Genomic DNA, 17,934 nt, shown 5'->3' on the forward strand with positions numbered 1-17,934 from the left:
CAATCTACCGGCCCACGGGTTCCCCGCCTGGCGTTGTCGCTTGTGGACAACTTCACGGCGGATTGATGCCGCAGGATGCTGTTCGCTCAAGTCTCGCCGGCTCGGGCGGTGAACGGTCCGGTTCGAACAAGACCAGGGCGTCGCTGCACCGAGCAAACCGCTTCACCCAGAGGCCACACGGTCTTGCGCCAGGCGACAGCAAGCTTGATGCCGTGCGGCGACCAGCGCAGCGCTAGCCATGCTGTGCGGCCGACCAGCGCAGTGCGCGCCGAGCGCGACACCGGTGCAGCGCTGGTGCCGGTGCAGTGCTGGTGCCGGTGCAGTGCTGGTGCCGGTGCAGCGCTGGTGCCGGTGCAGCGCGGATGCCGGTGCAGCGCAGGTGCCGGTGCAGCGCAGGTGCCGGTGCCGGTGCAGCGAGTGGCGTCGGTCAGCCGCCGGCGAAGGGCGGCAGAGCGTCGACCAAGGCCCCGTCGTTCAGGCGGGCGTCAAGCTCCACCCGCTCGCCGTCGAGCAGGAAGGTGCAGATCCCGAGGACCCGGGCCAGCTCCGGCTTGCCCTCCGAAACCGTGCTCACGAGCTCCTTGACGGAGGCAGCCTGCGCGGTCGCCGTCGACTCGCCCGCCGCGGCGCGAGCGGCGGCGAAGTACCTGATGGTCACTTCCGGCATCTGGGAGGGCCTAACTAATCGGTTAAGTCTTCGGCTATTATGTCAGCTTGCTGTTGCATCCAGTGTGTCTCGGGCCCCCGGCAATGACGCCGCTGGGGCCTGACGTGCAAAAGGACCGGATCTCTCACCAGAGACCCGACTACCCGCACAAGGAGACAGCGTGAGCACGTTGCTTCTGCTGACGAACGCACTGCAGGCCTCCACCGAGGTGCTGCCGTCGCTCGCTCTGCTGCCACACCAGATCCGGATCCTGCCCTCCGAGGTCGCCGCCCTCGTGGACGCCCCCGACGCCGACGCGGTCCTCCTCGACGCCCGCCGCGACCTGGTCACGGTCCGCGGAGTCGCTCGGCTGATCCGCACCACCGGCATCGGCGTACCGCTGATCCTGGTCGTCACCGAAGGCGGTCTGACCGCCGTGAACGCCGACTGGGGCGCCGACGACGTCCTGCTCGACACCGCCGGCCCGGCCGAGATCGAAGCCCGCCTGCGACTCGTGATCGGCCGTCTGGCCGCCGCCCGCAACGAGGACCCCGACACCTCGCTGATCCGCAGCGGCGACGTGGTGATCGACGAAGCCTCGTACACGGCGAAGCTCAACGGCCGCGCGCTCGACCTCACCTACAAAGAGTTCGAGTTGTTCAAGTTCCTCGCTCAGCACCCCGGCCGCGTGTTCACGCGAGAGCAGTTGCTGCAGGAGGTGTGGGGCTACGACTATTTCGGCGGCACCCGCACGGTCGACGTCCACGTACGCCGTCTGCGCGCCAAGCTCGGCCCCGAGCACGAATCCCTGATCGGCACGGTCCGCAACGTCGGCTACCGCTTCGTCATCCCGCCGGCCAAGGACCGCGAAAGCGCGGACGTCAAAGTCTGATTTCGCCCACCCGTGTTTCGTCCGGAGGAATTCCGGACTGATCCAGCTGGACGAAATTCCAGCTTGACTCACAGCGTATTCGTACTGCTACGTTGCGTATTCGGTCTTTTTCACGGAAGGTGACCGATGGCGCACGCTGCTCCGACTTCGCACCGCCGAGGTGCTCGCGCTTCACATCGCGTCGATCGCACCGACGGTCCGGTCCAACCCACGACCTGGCTCGGCCTGACCTTCGCGCTCATCCTCGGTCTGGTCCTCACCGCCCGCTCCCACGTCGGCGTGCACGCAGCCGGCTTGACGCTGCAGATCATGCTCGTTCCACTGACCCTCGCCGTCTTCGCCAGCGCCCTGCGCCACGGCCTCGGCTCGGCCCCCGCGGCCCTCTCCACCGGCATTGCCTTCGCCTTGGTGGTTCTGAACTTCATCCTCTGACGAGGAAGATCGCGCCCGACCGCATTGAGTTCGCGGCAGTCACACGTCAGCGCCACTACCGCATTGCCTGGGGACTCCGCCGCTACCGCTCCGCCTGGGACTTCACCCGTGTCGAGCCGGCTCCAGCGCCCGACCGCCTCGTGCGAGACGGTCGGGCGGCGGAGCTGTGACCCTCGGATCAAGAACCGATGCTGATGCGGTCCGTCGGGCCCGGGGTGTACGGGTCGTTGGCCGCGAGGTAGCTGGCGAAAGCGTCGATGTCCAGGCCGCCGAAGAACTTGTCGGTCGCCGTGGTGAAGGCCGGGAAGCCGTCACCGCCGTCGGACAGGAAGTTGTTCGTGACGATCCGGTACGTCGTACCGTCCACCAGCGGCTGGCCCGCGATCTTGACGGAGCCCGCCACCACCTTGGCGCCCGGCGCCGCGGCCGGGTTGTAGGTGTAGGTGATGCCGGCGACCTGGAGCACCTTGTTCGCCGCCTGGTTGACGCCGGAGAACTGTTGCTCCAGCAGCGCCTTGATCTGCGTGCCGGTCATGTCCATCGACACCAGGAAGTTGTTGAACGGCTGCACCGTGAACGCCTGGCCGAAGGTGACCGCGCCTCCGTTCGACGCGAGGTCAGCCCGGATACCGCCCGGGTTCATGAACGCGGCCACCGGCGTCTTGCCGTTGGTGACGGTCGACGGGTCGGCCAGTTGCGCGTCGGCGATCAGGTTGCCCAGCGGGGACTCCTGCGAGTCGTCCACCGTCTTCACCACCGACGGCGTGGTGATGTGACCGATCACCTTGGACTCGATCGGCGCGACCAGGCCCTGGTACTTCGTGATCAGCTTGGTCAGCTGCCGGTCCTTCGGCACGTCCTGGGTGACGATGTGATTGTTCGCCAGCGTGTTCAGCCGGTCCACGTCCTTGGTGGCCAGGTTGATGCTCAGCCGCACCTCGGTGACGATCTTGCCGAACGAAGCGGAGCTGGTGACCAGCCGCGGCTTGCCGGCCGGGTCGTTGATCGAGCAGTTGTACGCCGCGTGCGTGTGACCGGAGATGATCGCGTCGATCGCCGGGTCGAGTGTCTTGGCGATGTCGGTGATCGGGCCGGAGATCCCCGGGCAGCTGTTGAACGCCCGCGCGTCGGACGGCAGGCCACCCTCGTGCAGCAGCACGACGATCGCCTCGACGCCTTCCTTCTTCAGCTTCGGCACCAGCGCGTTGGCGGTCTCCACCTCGTCCTTGAACGACAGGCCCTCGACGCCGGCCTTCGTGACGATGTTCGGCGTGTTCTCCAGCGTCATGCCGATGAAGGCGACCTTCTGACCGCCGCGGAACTTCTTCACCGTGTACGGCGCGAACAGGGTCTTGCCGGTGTTCTCGTAGAACACGTTCGCCGACAGGTAGTCGAAGTCGGCTCCCTTGAACTTCGCCTTCGGGTCCGGACAGGAGTTCTGGTTGTTCTGGCCGTCGCCGTCGTTCAGGCAGCCGCCCTTCTGCATCCGCAGGAGTTCCTTGTAGCCCTCGTCGAACTCGTGGTTGCCGACCGAGGTGGCATCCAGGCCCATCTCGTTCATCGCCTCGATGGTGGGCTCGTCGTGGAACGCCGCGGACAGCAGCGGCGAGGCGCCGATCAGGTCACCCGCAGCCACCGTCGCGGTGTCCTGGCCCTGCGCGTCGGCCGACGCCCGCAGCGCCTCCAGCTTGGTCGCGAGGTACTCCGCGCCGCCCGCCGGGACGCCGTTGACGTTGCCGCTGGAACTGGTCGCCGGGTTGGGGGCCAGGTTTCCGTGGAAGTCGTTGATCGCGAGCAGCTGGATCTGGGTGTGCGTCGGCTGGGGTTTGGCCGGCGCAGCCTGGGTCACGGTTCCCCCCGTGGCCAAGCCGAGCACCACAGCGGCGCCGGCGGCCACCAGGGCAACAGCCCGGGGTCCCCTCAGCCACTTCTTGTCTCGTCCTGTGAACGCCATGTCTTCTCCGTCGTCGTTTCGATCACCGCTGGTGCGCGGTTCCCGAAAATTACCCTGCCACGGCGCGGCTGACCAAGGTCTCGACGATGAACTCACCAGGACCTTTTACGGTATCGGGGTGACCCTCGAAGTCGTTCCCTCACCGCTGCCCACGGCCACCGCCGCCACCGTCACCGAGCTCGCCCGCTCGGCTGCTCACAGCGACGGGGTCAACCCGTTGTCCGAACACACCTTGCTGCACCTGGACGGGGAGCATCCAGGTGACGCGCATCTCCTCGCGTACGCCGGCGAACCAGGCTCGTCCGAGCTGGCCGGCTACGCGTCGCTGGGCCCAGACGGGTCGGCCGAGTTGGTGGTTGGCCCGGCGTACAGGCGTAGGGGCTTCGGTACTGCGCTGCTGCGGATGCTGCTTGACCACGGCGGCCCGGAGCTGCGCGTGTGGGCCCACGGGCGCCTCCCTGGCTCAGATGAGCTCGCTGGACGCCTGGGGCTGACTGTGACCCGGGAGCTGTACTTCCTGCGCCGCCCCAGCGAACCGGTAGCCGCGGCTGCTTGGCCAGAGGGGATCTCGGTGCGCACCTTCGTACCGGGCCAGGACAACAGCGGCTGGCTCGCCGTAAACGCCGCAGCCTTCGCCCATCACCCCGAACAGGGCAGCTGGACCCAGGCAGACCTCGCAGACCGGCTACAGCAGCCCTGGTTCGACCCAGCAGGCTTCTTCCTTGCAGTGACAGACGACGGCTCAATCGCCGGCTACCACTGGACAAAGATCCACGAGGACGAGGGCGACGAGCCCTTCGGCGAGGTCTACGTAGTCGGCGTCTCCCCCGACCACCAAGGCAGCGGCCTGGGCAAGGCCCTCACCCTCGAGGGCATCCGCCACCTGCAGGACGACCGCTCGCTCTCATCAGTGGTCCTCTACGTAGACGGCACCAACACCGCCGCCCACCGCCTCTACACCAACCTCGGCTTCACCACCGCAGCCCTGGACGTCCAGTTCGCACCTGTGAACGGCTTCACAAACGATTCCCCCAGTAACTCCGCGTCATAACGCGCCCTGCCGCGCGTCCCACTCACAACCAGGAGCCGTCCGAGCCATTTCCCCCCAGCCGGGCGGCTCCTGGCCTCACCACCACTTATCCACAACTGCATCAACTGACATCCCACCCCGCTCCCGCCGCCGGTTACGATCAGACCGACTACGGAGAGGTGACAAACGTGACTACCCGCAACAGGCAAGCCACCATCTCCACCCTGGCCTGCCTCTGCGCCGCCCTACTGACCGCCTGCAACAACGACAGCCCAGACGCAGGCCGGCCAAACACCGCGCCGCCGCCTTCGCCGTCATCAAGCGCAACATCGACCGCGAGCGCTCCCAGCGAATCCAGGCCGACCACTAGTCCGACGCCGACCGCGCCGCCCGAGCGGCCTGACACCGCGACTGGCCTGACGCTTGCGTCTGCAGAAGCCTTCATCGGCTATTTCGTTTCCTTGCAGAACTATGCCTACGCCACCGGCGACGTCCAATATCTGCTGGCCGCGAGCGACAAGGGTTGCCTTGGTTGCAAAGGCATCACTGACTATCTGAAAGTGTCGAACGGATCGAACGGCGGCTTGAGCGGCGACTATCTCGATCGCCTCGTTGAGGTGAAGGAGATCGTGAAGGCTGGCAACGGGAAGGTCGCCGGCACGGCGAAGGTTAGTACCGGCGCCTATACCGAGCGCTTGTCTCCGTCGGCAACACCTGTCGCCAGACCGGCGGCGTCCGCGACTCTCGCCTTCACTTTGTCTCCAAGCGGCAACAACTGGCTCATGTACGAGATGGAGATCAACGAGTGACCCGCGCCGGGCTAGTCGCCTCAGCTGTCGCCGCGACTCTGGTCGTTGCCAGCCTCACGATTACTATCCCGGCGTACAGCACGGCGGGCACGATCACCGATGCCTCGCAGGTCACTCCGCCTCCTCCCACAGTCGGCGGTAGAACCTACAAGTGGGGGCTCTCCTTATCCGCAGACCGCAAGGCGCAACTGGAGCGGGAGCGGCGTAACACTGGAGAAATTCCAGAACACAACCCCTTGCGGCCTCGTCAAGGCAGGTCGACCAACGACAAACAACGAATTCCGGCTCAAGAGATTCGACTGCACGTCAACATCTGTGGACACGCTGGCGGAAACACCCCGGCATTGATCCGCTGTCTGCCAGCCATAGAGGACGACCGGCCAGAACAACCCGAACTACCGAGCGCAACGCCGAGTATGGCCCTCGCGATTCGGATACCCCGGCCTGAAGACGTTACTTGGGCGCAGGTGCTGAGTGAGGTCAAAAACGTGGCGTTTCCTGGGCTCGGGGTGAAGGTTCAGCCGGTCGGGCGGACGTTGGTCAATCAGGCCACGATTGTCTACACCGATCAGAGCAGGGTGTCCGTGACGACCGTGACGTTGCTCGGGTTCCCTGTCGTGGTCGAGGCGACGCCGTTGAGCTACACGTGGAGCTTTGGCGATGGTACGTCGGTGACGACGACAACGCCGGGGCGTCCCTATCCAGCCATGGACATCACGCACAAGTACATGAAGAAAGCTGCGGTGCGGCTGACTCTCACCACGAACTACGGCGCCCGATTCAATGTCGCCGGCACCGGGTGGCAGTACGTCGATGGGGTTGTGCCGATCACTGGGCCTACGACCACGCTGCAGGTTCGGGAGGCGGTGCCGGTCCTGGTCGAACCTGAAAACTGACCGGCCGAGCAGACTACGAAAGGCGACAAACGTGATTACCCGCAACAGGCAGACCAGAGCACTCATCTCGGCCTGCCTCTGCGCTGCTCTACTGACAGCCTGCAACAACGACAGCCCGGAGGCAGGTCGGCCGAACACGGCACCACCGTCCCAGACAGCGACGCCTACCCAGACGAGCGCAGCGCCCTCAACCGGCAGCACCTCCTCGGCAACCTCTCCAACTTCCGCGCCGACGCGTCCACCGGCTGCAGTTGGCTCCAGTCTCGCGGCTGGCGAAGCGTTCATCGCTTACTACATCGAGCTCCTTAACTACTCATACATCACTGGCGACCCGGCGCCTTTCCTGTCGGAGAGCGAGAAGGATTGCATCGCTTGTAAAGGTCTAGCGGACTACGCGCGTCAGACCAACGCCAAGAACGGAGGGCTCCAAGGTGACTTCAAGGATCAGTTGATCGAGGTCAAGGAGATTTACAAAGACAAAGCCGGCCGCCTCGGCGGGTTGGCCTCACTGAAAACTGGCACCTATCAGGAGCGAGCCACCCCGGGCGCCCCAGTTACCCCGCAGGCTGCCAGCACCGGCGCCATGGACTTCACGCTCTCATCCAGTGCCGGGAACTGGGTAATGTATGAAATGCAGATCAAAGAATGAATAGGCGCAGGTGGGTGAAGACATCGGCGCTGGCCGTGGCGGCAACACTTGTTTGGGTGCTGCCCGCAGCGCTACTCGAAGACATCGCTGAAGCGAGCCAAGCGTCGGCGCACACCCGACCTGCTGCTGACCCCAACCCGAGCCCGTCACCAAACGCGACGGCCAAAAAGCGTAGGTGGGGACTGACCGTGACAGCTGCGCAGGCTAAGCGAGTGCAGCACGGGAAGAACATCAAAGATGAAGAAAAGAAGAGCCAGGCAGAAATTAAAAAGTCGTCTTCTCGTCGCAACAAAACCACACCAAAGAACGCGCCTATCCACCCCTTTCGCCTCAATATCGGAATCTGTGGGCACATTGGCGGGAATACTTCAAACTTGACCAGGTGCCTGCCAGCTATTGAGGATGATCGGCCGGATACGCCGGAGCAGCCGAACTTGCCTGAGGCTATTCCGAGCAGGGCGGTGGCGGTTCGGATTCCGTTGCCTCAGGACGTGGAGTGGGGGCAGGTTCTGGCTGAGAGCAAGAACGTGTTGTTTCCCAAGCTTGGGGTGAAGGTGCAGCCGGTCGGGCGGACGTTGGTCAATCAGGACACGATCGTCTACACCGACGAGAGCAGGGTTTACACGCAGACCGTGACTGTTCTGGGGTTTCCGGTGGTCGTCGAGGCGATGCCGATGAGCTACATGTGGAGCTTCGGTGACGGGGCGTCCAAGACCACGACGACGCCGGGCCGGCCCTATCCGGCTATGGACATCACGCATAAGTACCTGAAGAAGGGTGGGGTGGGTCTGACCCTCACGACCAGTTACGCGGCGCGGTTCAACGTTGCTGGTACTGGCTGGCAGTACGTCGAGGGCACCGTGCCGATTACCGGGCCTGCTACCGCGTTGCTGGTTCGGGAGGCTGTGCCTGTGTTGGTTGAGCCGGTGCGGTAGTCGTCAGCCTGCTGGGTTGAGGGCCCCTCGGATGGAGTCGGTCAGGCGGGATTGGGCGGCGCGGGTTTCGCCGGGGAGGGCGAGGATGTTGGCGAAGCCGTGGACCATGGCTGGTTCGCAGGTGTGGGTGACGGGGACGCCGGCGGCGGTCAGGCGGGTGGCGTATTCGTTGCCTTCGTCGCGGAGGGGGTCGAAGCCTGCGGTGACGATGATGGCGGGGGCCAGGCCGGTGAGGTCTTCGGCGAGGAGCGGGGAGACCAGGGGGCTGGGGCGGATGGCGGGGTCGGGGGTGTAGTGGGCGCGGTACCAGAGGATGTCCGGGTCGCTGAGGAAGAAGCCTTCGGCGAAGAGGTCTCGGCTGGGGCGGCGGCCTACCAGGTCCAGGGCGGGGTAGATCAGGATCTGGTGGGCGGGAGGGGCGAACCCGCGCAGTACGCACTGCTGGGCTACCACCGCGGCGAGGTTGCCGCCGGCGCTGTCGCCGCCGACGCCTACGTAGGCGGGGTCGGCGCCCAGGTCTTCGGCGTGTTCCAGGGCCCAGTTGAACGCGGCGATGGCGTCTTCGGCCGCGACGGGGGCTTCAGCTTCGGGAGCCAGCCGGTAGTCGACCGCGAGTACTCGGATGCCGGCGTCGTCGGCCAGAGCGCGGCAGTAGGCGTCGTGGCTGTCGAGGTCTCCTACGACCCAGCCGCCGCCGTGGAAGAAGACCAGGAGTCCGCCGCCTGACGTCGGGGCGCTGCGGGGTACGTAGAGGCGCGCGCCGAGCTGGCCGTCCGCGCCACGAACCGTGAGCTCGGTCACTCGGAGTAGTTCGCGGGGGTGACCGGCGACCAGCTTGGACATCGTCAGCAGGTTCGCGCGGGCGGTGGCGACCGACTGCTTCGTCGTGTTCGGCAACAGTCCGTCGATGCGCATCAGCAGCTGCAGTTCCGGGTCCAGAACGTTGCCGTCGATCTGGATCGGGGCGCCGGCCAGCCGCCTGCGGACCGCGGTGGGCAGCGCCGTCACAGGCTTCAGAGCATTGCCTTGCACTGCGTCCAGGGCTGTCCGGAGCAACGTGTCCACTCGTCGGTTCACAAGGAGTGACGCTAGCAAGAAAGGCCGCCGGGCCACCTAGGCCACCTGCTGTTCACCCGAGGATGGGATGCTGGTGGACGTGGCTGGAGACTTGTTGGCGTCGCACAACCGGGAGTACGACGTCGAACCCCCGTACGACATCACGGAGGCCGGCGATCTCCCGAACGACCGGTTCTCGGACCGCGAACTGAGCTGGCTGGCGTTCAACCAGCGGGTGCTGGAGCTGGCCGAGAGCGACCGCGTACCGCTGCTCGAACGCGCCAAGTTCCTGGCGATCTTCGCCAGCAACCTGGACGAGTTCTACATGGTCCGGATCGCCGGTCTGAAACGGCGGATCGCGGCCGGGGTCGCCGTCCGCGCGGCCAGTGGATTGCTGCCGCGTGAGGTACTCGACCGGAGCCTGAACCGCAGCCGCGAACTGATGGACCGGCAGGCCGAGACCTGGCGCAAGGTGGTGCTGCCCGCGCTGGTCGAGGAGGGCATCGACATCCTCCGCTGGGACGAGCTGAGCACCGACGAGCGCGAGACGATGACCCGGTTCTTCCGCGACCGCGTCTTCCCCGTACTGACTCCGCTGGCCGTCGACCCGTCGCACCCGTTCCCGTACATCTCCGGCCTCTCGCTCAACCTGGCCGTCGTCGTCCGCAACCCCGACAGCGGCGGCGAGCACTTCGCGCGGGTGAAGGTGCCGCCGCTGCTGCAGCGGTTCGTCACGGTCGCCGACGGCAAGTTCGTTCCGCTCGAGGACGTCATCGCCGCGCACCTGGGCCAGCTCTTCCCGGGGATGGAGGTGACCCAGCACCACACCTTCCGGGTCACCCGCAACGAGGACCTCGAGGTCGAGGAGGACGACGCGGAGAACCTGCTCGCGGCACTCGAGAAGGAGTTGCTGCGGCGTAAGTTCGGTCCGCCGGTCCGGCTCGAGGTGGAGGAGTCGATCGACCCGAAGGTTCGCGACCTGCTGGTGTCCGAGCTGGGAGTCACCGAGGCCGAGGTGTTCGAGCTGCCGGGTCCGCTGGACCTGCGCGGACTGTTCACGATCGCCGCGCTGGACCGGGCCGAGCTGAAGTACCCGGCCTTCGTCCCGTCCACCCACCCGCATCTGGCCGAGGTGGAGACCTCCAACCCGGCCGACATGTTCCACGCGTTGAAGCAGCGCGACGTGCTGGTCCACCATCCGTACGACTCGTTCTCCACCAGCGTGCAGCGCTTCATCGAGCAGGCTGCGGCCGATCCGCACGTGCTGGCGATCAAGCAGACGCTGTACCGGACCAGCGGCGATTCTCCGATCGTGGACGCGCTGATCGACGCCGCCGAGGCCGGCAAGCAGGTGCTGGTCCTGGTGGAGATCCAGGCGCGTTTCGATGAGCAGGCGAACATCAAGTGGGCCCGTCAGCTCGAGCATGCCGGCTGCCACGTCGTGTACGGCGTGATCGGGCTCAAGACGCACTGCAAGCTCTCCATGGTGGTGCGCGAGGAGCCCGACGGCCTCCGCCGCTACGTCCACATCGGCACCGGCAACTACCACCCCAAGACGGCTCGCCTGTACGAGGACCTCGGTCTGCTGACCAGCGACAAGGTGGTCACCGAGGACGTCGCGCACCTGTTCAACCACCTCTCCGGGTTCGCCCGGTCGAGTGGCTACCGCCGGATCCTGGTCGCCCCGCAGTCGGTACGCCGTGGCCTGCTCGACCGCATCGAGCGCGAGGTGCAGCACCACCTGGCAGGTCGCCCGGCCCGGGTGCGGATCAAGGTGAACAGCCTGGTCGACGAGGCCCTGTCCGATGCGCTCTACCGCGCCTCGCAGGCCGGCGTACCGGTCGACCTGTGGATCCGCGGCATCTGCACGATCCGGCCGGGAGTGCCTGGACTGTCGAACAACATCCGGGTCCGCAGCGTCCTGGGCCGCTTCCTCGAGCACAGCCGGGTGTTCTGGTTCGAGAACGGTGGCGAGCCGGAGGTCTGGATCGGCTCGGCGGACCTGATGCACCGCAACCTGGACCGCCGGGTCGAGGTACTGGTGCAGCTGAAGGAGCAGGACCACGTCACCGAACTCCGGGACCTGTTCGACCTCGGTTTCGACGAGCGGACCGGCTCCTGGTGGCTGCAGCCCGACGACACCTGGCAGGCACGGCTGACCGATGCGGACGGCAAGCCACTGCGCGATCTGCAGGAGCGGCTGATCTCCACGCGTGGGCGCCGTCGGCAAGCGGACCCCATTACCTAAGGTTGAAACCGTGAGCAGTCCGGCGACCGTGATCGCTGCGGGCGGTGTTGTCTGGCGGGACGGCCGCGACGGCCGGCGCATCCTGCTGGTGCACCGCCCTCGGTACGACGACTGGTCCCTGCCCAAGGGCAAGCTGACTCCGAGCGAGCACGTCCTGTCGGCGGCTCGACGGGAGATCGAGGAGGAGACCGGTCAGCGGGTTCAGCTCGGCCCGCCGCTCGGCATCCAGCGGTACGACGTCCGCAAGAACGGCGCCGTCGTACCGAAGATGGTGCACTACTGGTCGGCCCAGCTGACCGGGCCCGAGCAGGAGTTCGTGCCCAATCACGAGGTCGACAAGCTGGAGTGGTTGCCGGTCGACAAGGCGCGGCGCAGGCTCAGCTACCCGCGTGATGTCGAGATCCTGGACGCGCTGGCCGAGTTCACGCCGGTCGTCTCGACGCTGGTGCTGGCGCGGCATGCCGAGGCGATCAAGCGCAAGGACTGGGACGGCAAGGACACCGACCGGCCGCTGTCGGAGGCCGGGTACGCCACGGCGGAGCGACTGGTCGACGTACTGGCCGCTCTCGGCGTCAACCGACTCCGCAGCAGCGATGCCGAGCGCTGCCTCACCACCATCACCCCGTACGCCGCTGAGCTCGGCCGCCAGATCCACGTGCACCCGGAGATCTCCGAGCGCGGCTACAAGGCCGACCCGTCAGGTGTCGAGAGCATCGTCGGGCGCGCTTGGCAGCCTGGCAAGGTGACCGTCGTCTGCTCGCACCGGCCGGTACTGCCCGCGTTGTCGAAGGCACTCGGTCTGAAGGTCGGCAAGTTCTCCCCCGGCGCCTTCCTGGTCGCCCACCAGCTCGAAGACGGCCGGCTGGTCTACGAGCGCTTCCGCGCGCCCTGAGGCCGGCCACTGCCCGCCGTGCCCGGCGAGACCCGTTGCGACGCTCACAGTCGGAGCACAGTTACCAAACAGCCGCGGGCACTGCCGGATGACGCTGGTCAGGGCGGGTATGTTCCTACCGAGGCGTCCCACCGGGCGCCGGCTCACGGAGAGGTCGGGGCCATGACGACGATGCGAGAGCTCACTCTGATCGGGATCCGGATGGAGTCGCCCAACCGGGCGCCCGTGATGATGTTGCGCGAGACCGAGGGCTACCGCTATCTGCCGATCTCGATCGGCTCGGTCGAGGCGACCGCGATCGCCTACGAGGAACAGGGCCTGCGCCCGTCCCGGCCGCTCACCCACGACCTGATGCGCGACCTGGTCGAGGCCTTCGGCGTCACCGTCGAGGCGGTCGAGATCGTCGAGCTGCGCGACGCGGTCTTCTACGCCGAACTCGTGCTCGGCAACGGCGCCCGCGTCTCGGCCCGCCCGAGCGACTCGGTGGCCCTCGCGGTCCGTCTCGGTACGCCGATCCGCTGCACCGAGCAGGTGCTGCAGGAAGCCGGCGTGGCCACTCCGGAGGAGGAGCAGGCCGAGCTCGAGCGCTTCCGCGCTTTCCTCGACGGCGTTGCGCCGGAGGACTTCTCCAGCTGAGGCGTCGCAACAAGCTGCAAGCAGGCTTCAGTACGCCGTACCGCGTGCGCTAGGTTGCACCCCGACGTACTGGCGGCGCCGGGGGGCTCACTCGCCAGGAATCCTTCTCCTGGGAGTGACCTCACCATGCGCAAGACACTCATCGCTGCCGGTGTGGCAGTTGCTCTGCTCGCAATCCACCAGGTGCCTGCTCTGGCCGCGGGTCCGGCGCCGACCGAGGTTCAGATCGGCTGGGCGGATCTCGCCAAGAAGACGCTTCGGGTCAGCTGGCAGGACAGCGGCGAGAAGAACCTGGTCAGGGTCGAGTATCCGGATCTGCCGCGGTTGAACCAGTTCCTCGTCGCGCAGGACGCCGGTGGCAGCAACGAGGTGGTCCTCGACACCAGCCAGTTCGTCTGGCAGGACAGGGCTCGTGTCACCGTGGAGTCGTCGGACGGCGGCGTGACCACTGCCCGGACGCCGTCGGTGTGGTTCGACACGCAGCGTGCGGCCAAGGCGGTCATCGTCGGCGCCGAGTCGCTGCCCGGCCGATCGCTTCGGCTGAGCTGGTCGCGGGCCATTCCGGCCGACGCCACGCCGAACGACCCGCTTGACCGTCCACTGTCGGAGGAGACGCTGGACGTCGGGTTCCGAAGTACGGCCGGGGAGACCTACCCGGTTCCGATCGACTCCAGCACCGCGACGGTGCCGGCGGCGATCGCTGCCCAGGCGACATCGGTCAACGCTACGAACGAGTGGGGCAAGACCTCCAGCGATCAAGCGGTGGTCCAGGGCGCGACGACGGCCATCTTGAAGATTTCGCCGGTCGGACAGTTCCAGCGACCAATCTCCTTCACCGCGACCGCTGAGCCGCGGGAATGCCTCGCCGTCTCCTGCCCCTTCAGCAGCGCGATGCCGCCCACTCAGCTCCAAGCACGCCCCGACGCAACAAAGCCCTGGAAGACAATCGGCACCTACACCGGGTACAGCACCTTCACCCGCACCTTCCCTACCTCAGGTGGCCGCGAGTACCGCTTGTACGTGCCCGCGTGGCAGACCCGCGACTACTCCCGCTGGTTCGTCGGTGCGGCGGTTTCGACCTCGGCACGTTACTCGGCAACCCAGGCCTACCTCGCCACCGTCGGCTTCACCACCAACACCGCGCAGGTCGGGCAGGTCGTCAAGCTCGCCGTCAAGGTTCTTCCGGCCGGCACCGTGAAAGCCAGCCTGCAGTCGTACGACGGCAAGGTCTGGCGCCACTCGACCTACGTCCCGCTCACCAAGGGCGTAGGTACCTACTCCTTCAAGGCGGCGGGCCGTGGCACCACGCGGTACTGGCGGGTGGTCGTGCCCAAGATGACCATGAACGGTCTCCCGATCGTCGCGACCACCAGCAAGGCCTTCAAACTCACCGTACGGTGAAGCGCTGAGACTTCGGACCGTGACCCAACAGCCTTTTTGGTCACGGTGCGTCACGGCCACTAACTCAGTTCACCTGCTGGCCTCCTGACGGCACGCCAGGCGTCGCGAGCGCTACCGGAACCGTTCACCGCTCGTTCACCCTGCACGAGCCACCCGGTCATCTGCCCTCCCTACCGTCTGTGGAAGTTCAACTAGTCTGAATCCCGCAGAAGGGCAACACTCTCGTGTCCGTCAATCGCCTGCTCCGCGTCGGCACCGTCGCCGTGGCATCCCTCGGTGTCCTCGCTCTGAGCGCGTGTGGCTCCGATCCGGAACCATCCGGCTCCGCGAACCCCGGCAGCACCAGCTCGTCCGCCGGTGGCGGCGACTGCCCCAAGGGCACCCTGAACGCCGAGGGATCCTCGGCGCAGAAGAACGCCATCGAAGAAGTCATCTCCAAGTACAACGAGAAGTGCGCCGACGTCACGGTGAACTACAACCCGACCGGTTCCGGTGCGGGCATCAAGCAGTTCAACGCGAACCAGGTCGACTTCGCCGGTTCGGACTCCGCGCTGAAGCCGGAAGAGGCCACCGCGGCCGCGACCCGCTGCGCGACCAACCCGGCCGTGAACCTGCCGATGGTGATCGGCCCGGTCGCGATCGCCTACAACGTCGACGGCCTCGACAAGCTGATCCTGGACGGCGCGACCGCCGCCAAGATCTTCCAGGGCACCGTCAAGACCTGGAACGACCCGGCCATCGCCAAGCTGAACCCCGGTACGACGCTGCCGTCGGCCGCGATCGCCGTCTTCTTCCGTTCCGACGAGTCGGGCACCACGGAGAACTTCACCAAGTACCTCGAGGCCGCCGGTGGCGGTGCGTGGACCGGTAAGCCGGCCAAGAAGTGGACCGGCACGGGTGCCGGCAAGGAGAAGTCCGCCGGTGTCGCCGAAGGCGTGAAGAGCACCAAGAACTCGATCACCTACGTCGAGTGGAGCTACGCGGTCGACAACAAGCTCGGCGTCGCGCAGGTCGACACCGGCGCCGGCCCGATCGAGCTGTCCGCCGAGTCCGCGGGCAAGGCGCTGGCCGCCGCGAAGCCGGCCGGCAGCGGCAGCGACCTGGCCCTGAAGCTCGACTACGCGACCAAGGCGCCGGGTGCGTACCCGATCATCCTGGTCACCTACGAGATCGCCTGCACCAAGGGCCTGCCGGCCGAGAAGACCGCACTGGTGAAGAGCTTCCTGTCGTACTTCGCCAGCGCCGACGGCCAGTCCTCGCTGGCCGAGCTGAAGTACGCGCCGCTGCCGGAGGAGATCCGGACCAAGGTCGACGCCGCCATCCAGGCGATCAGCTGATCCAGCGACACCCGTAGTACGGCGTGCTGTGAGCCCCGGTCGTTCCGGAAAACGGACGGCCGGGGCTTCGGCTCGCCGGCTTGCCACCCCGCATCGACCAGGCGCTTGGAGCAGCATCGATGAGTAGTACAGACGGCACGGCCCCGCCCGACCGGCCGACCGACCGCACCCCCGGGAAGAAGCTGGACCTGGGGCCGGTCGGGCATCTCGGCGACCGGTTGTTCTCCGGCCTCGCTCATGGTTCCGGCGGCCTGGTGGTCGTCATCGTCGCGTTCGTCGGCATCTTCCTGCTCGCGCTGGCGATCCCGTCGCTGGCCGACAACAACACCAGCTTCCTGTTCTCGCGGATCTGGGAACCGGGCGGCGACAACCCCCGGTTCGGGATCGCGGCGCTCTTCTACACCACGCTGGTCAGCTCGGTCATCGCGATGGTGATCGCGGTCCCGATCGCCGTCGGGGTCGCGCTGTTCACCACCTACTACTCGCCCAAGCGGCTGGCCGCGCCGGTCTCGCACGCGATCGACCTGCTCGCGGCGGTCCCCTCGATCATCTACGGCCTCTGGGCGATCATCTTCTTCGCGCCGATCCTGCGCCCGGTGATCAACGGCCTGAGCTCGGCGCTGGGCTGGCTGCCGTTGTTCGAGAAGCCGGTCACCGACAACCTCGGAGTGGTGTTCACCGCCTCGGTGGTGCTGGCGATCATGATCCTGCCGGTGGTCACCGCGATCAGCCGGGAGATCTTCGCCCAGACCCCGATCACCCACCGCGAAGGCGCGCTGGCACTCGGCGCGACCCGCTGGGAGATGATCCGGATGGCGGTGCTGCCCTACGGCCGCTCCGGCGTGGTCAGCGCCTCGATGCTCGGCCTCGGCCGCGCGCTCGGCGAGACCGTCGCGGTGCTGATCATCCTGTCGGTGCCGAACGGCAACGACCCGTGGAACCCCTCCATCTTCGCCGGCGGCGAGACGTTCGCCTCGAAGATCGCCAACAACGCCGCGGAGTTCGACTCCCCGGAGAAGACCGGTGCCTACATCGCGGCCGGTCTGGTCCTGTTCGTGGTGACCTTCCTGGTCAACTCCGCCGCCCGGCTGATCGTCGCGCGCAGCGGTCCGGGCGGTAAGCGGCCGCGCCGCAACCGCCGGGCCGGCAGCAACCCCGCCCAGACCGAAGGAGCCGCCTCGTGACCACCCTCGCCGCGAACAAGCCGGCCTACGACGGCAAGACCCTCGATCTGACCGGCAAGTCCGGTGCCCGGGCGTTCCAGAACACGCTCGCCACCGTGCTGATCGTGCTGTGCTTCCTGATCGCGCTCGTACCGCTGGTGTGGATCCTGTGGACCGTGGTGAGCAAGGGCTACCACCTGCTGCTGGACCCGAACTGGTGGAGCCAGTCCCAGCGCGGCGTCACCGTACGCCGGGTCGGCGGCGGCGCGTACCACGCGATCATGGGCACGCTGATCATGTCCCTGATGTGCGCGGTGATCGCGGTCCCGATCGCCATCCTCGGCGCGATCTACCTGGTCGAGTACGGCAAGGGCACCAAGGCCGCCAAGGTGGTCAGCTTCATGATCGACATCCTGACCGGGGTGCCGTCGATCGTCGCCGCGTTGTTCGTCTACGCGGTCTGGATCACGGTGTTCGGCTTCAACCGGGTCGGTTTCGCGGTCTCGCTGTCGCTGGTCCTGTTGATGCTGCCGGTCGTCCTGCGCTCCACCGAGGAGATGCTGAAGCTGGTGCCGGACGAGCTGCGCGAGGCGTCGTACGCGCTCGGTGTGCCGAAGTGGAAGACCATCCTGAAGGTGGTGGTGCCGACCGCGTTCGGCGGCATCATCACCGGCGTGATGCTCGGTCTGGCCCGGGTGATGGGTGAGACCGCGCCGCTGCTGATCCTGGTCGGCTACTCCAAGAACATCAACACGAACCCGTTCGACGGGTTCATGGGCGCGCTGCCGACGATGATCAACCAGGACCGGACCGAGCTGGCGCTGCAGCCCGCCGCGGACCGGGTCTGGGCCGCCGCCCTGACGCTCATCCTGCTGGTTCTGCTGCTCAACCTGCTGGCCCGCGTGTTCGCGCGGTTCAGCACCATCAAGTCCAAATAGTCGAGAGGTTCCGATTCGAT

At 66.7% G+C, this 17,934-nt stretch carries 17 protein-coding genes; 14 read left to right on the top strand and 3 right to left on the bottom strand.

The features are described from left to right. Positions 1-427: 427 nt before the first annotated feature. Entirely contained in the window at positions 428-667 is a 240-nt protein-coding gene (locus tag OX958_RS32090) for a MoaD/ThiS family protein (protein ID WP_270133950.1), read from the bottom strand. 160 nt (positions 668-827) lie between these two features. On the opposite strand from OX958_RS32090, the gene OX958_RS32095 reads away from it, so the two are divergent. Together OX958_RS32095 and OX958_RS32100 are read left to right on the top strand one after the other, a co-directional pair. Further along, complete coding sequence (locus tag OX958_RS32095) at positions 828-1,538, top strand: winged helix-turn-helix transcriptional regulator (protein WP_270133951.1); 711 nt, start codon at positions 828-830, stop codon at positions 1,536-1,538. A gap of 126 nt (positions 1,539-1,664) precedes the next feature. Then, positions 1,665-1,970, top strand: coding sequence for a hypothetical protein (locus OX958_RS32100; protein WP_270133952.1), 306 nt, complete (start codon positions 1,665-1,667; stop codon positions 1,968-1,970). Positions 1,971-2,148: 178 nt separating this feature from the next. On the opposite strand, the gene OX958_RS32105 is transcribed toward OX958_RS32100, so the two are convergent. Continuing rightward, a complete protein-coding gene (locus OX958_RS32105) occupies positions 2,149-3,924 on the bottom strand; it encodes a bifunctional metallophosphatase/5'-nucleotidase (RefSeq protein WP_270133953.1) in 1,776 nt (591 codons plus the stop codon). A gap of 118 nt (positions 3,925-4,042) precedes the next feature. On the opposite strand from OX958_RS32105, the gene mshD reads away from it, so the two are divergent. From mshD to OX958_RS32130, 5 genes are all read left to right on the top strand, one after another. Beyond that, complete coding sequence (mshD, locus tag OX958_RS32110; RefSeq protein ID WP_270133954.1) at positions 4,043-4,975, top strand: mycothiol synthase; 933 nt, start codon at positions 4,043-4,045, stop codon at positions 4,973-4,975. A gap of 167 nt (positions 4,976-5,142) precedes the next feature. Then, the gene (locus OX958_RS32115; RefSeq protein ID WP_270133955.1) at positions 5,143-5,763 is read left to right on the top strand and encodes a DUF6318 family protein; all 621 of its coding nucleotides are present in this window, start codon (positions 5,143-5,145) and stop codon (positions 5,761-5,763) included. After that, positions 5,760-6,659, top strand: a complete 900-nt coding sequence (locus OX958_RS32120) for a PKD domain-containing protein (RefSeq protein ID WP_270133956.1) — start codon at positions 5,760-5,762, stop codon at positions 6,657-6,659. The genes OX958_RS32115 and OX958_RS32120 overlap by 4 nt, the downstream gene beginning before the upstream one ends. Before the next feature lie 31 nt (positions 6,660-6,690). Then, positions 6,691-7,308: a DUF6318 family protein gene (locus OX958_RS32125; RefSeq protein WP_270133957.1), complete on the top strand. Its 618-nt coding sequence runs from the start codon at positions 6,691-6,693 to the stop codon at positions 7,306-7,308. Between the two features lie 14 nt (positions 7,309-7,322). Beyond that, the gene (locus tag OX958_RS32130) at positions 7,323-8,243 is read left to right on the top strand and encodes a PKD domain-containing protein (RefSeq protein ID WP_270133958.1); all 921 of its coding nucleotides are present in this window, start codon (positions 7,323-7,325) and stop codon (positions 8,241-8,243) included. A gap of 3 nt (positions 8,244-8,246) precedes the next feature. Here the strand turns inward: OX958_RS32130 and OX958_RS32135 are convergent, their stop codons facing one another. Beyond that, positions 8,247-9,320 (bottom strand): alpha/beta hydrolase, encoded by a 1,074-nt coding sequence (locus OX958_RS32135; protein ID WP_270133959.1) that lies wholly within the window; start codon positions 9,318-9,320, stop codon positions 8,247-8,249. 67 nt (positions 9,321-9,387) lie between these two features. Between OX958_RS32135 and OX958_RS32140 the strand changes: the two genes are divergently transcribed. The 7 genes from OX958_RS32140 to pstA all read left to right on the top strand — a co-directional run bounded on the left by OX958_RS32140 (position 9,388) and on the right by pstA (position 17,914). Beyond that, positions 9,388-11,547, top strand: coding sequence for an RNA degradosome polyphosphate kinase (locus OX958_RS32140; protein ID WP_270133960.1), 2,160 nt, complete (start codon positions 9,388-9,390; stop codon positions 11,545-11,547). Between the two features lie 10 nt (positions 11,548-11,557). Then, entirely contained in the window at positions 11,558-12,439 is an 882-nt protein-coding gene (locus OX958_RS32145; protein WP_270133961.1) for an NUDIX hydrolase, read from the top strand. Between the two features lie 162 nt (positions 12,440-12,601). After that, positions 12,602-13,075, top strand: coding sequence for a bifunctional nuclease family protein (locus OX958_RS32150; protein WP_270133962.1), 474 nt, complete (start codon positions 12,602-12,604; stop codon positions 13,073-13,075). A gap of 126 nt (positions 13,076-13,201) precedes the next feature. Further along, on the top strand, positions 13,202-14,476 hold the full coding sequence (locus tag OX958_RS32155; protein WP_270133963.1) for a hypothetical protein: 1,275 nt from the start codon (positions 13,202-13,204) through the stop codon (positions 14,474-14,476). A gap of 224 nt (positions 14,477-14,700) precedes the next feature. Next, complete coding sequence (pstS, locus tag OX958_RS32160; protein WP_270133964.1) at positions 14,701-15,813, top strand: phosphate ABC transporter substrate-binding protein PstS; 1,113 nt, start codon at positions 14,701-14,703, stop codon at positions 15,811-15,813. 119 nt (positions 15,814-15,932) lie between these two features. Further along, positions 15,933-16,997, top strand: a complete 1,065-nt coding sequence (gene pstC, locus OX958_RS32165) for a phosphate ABC transporter permease subunit PstC (RefSeq protein ID WP_270133965.1) — start codon at positions 15,933-15,935, stop codon at positions 16,995-16,997. Continuing rightward, entirely contained in the window at positions 16,994-17,914 is a 921-nt protein-coding gene (gene pstA, locus OX958_RS32170; protein WP_270133966.1) for a phosphate ABC transporter permease PstA, read from the top strand. Before pstC ends, pstA begins: the two co-directional genes overlap by 4 nt. The last annotated feature ends 20 nt before the right edge of the window (positions 17,915-17,934 follow it).

The organism is Kribbella sp. CA-293567, from assembly GCF_027627575.1.
Taxonomy (GTDB): domain Bacteria; phylum Actinomycetota; class Actinomycetes; order Propionibacteriales; family Kribbellaceae; genus Kribbella.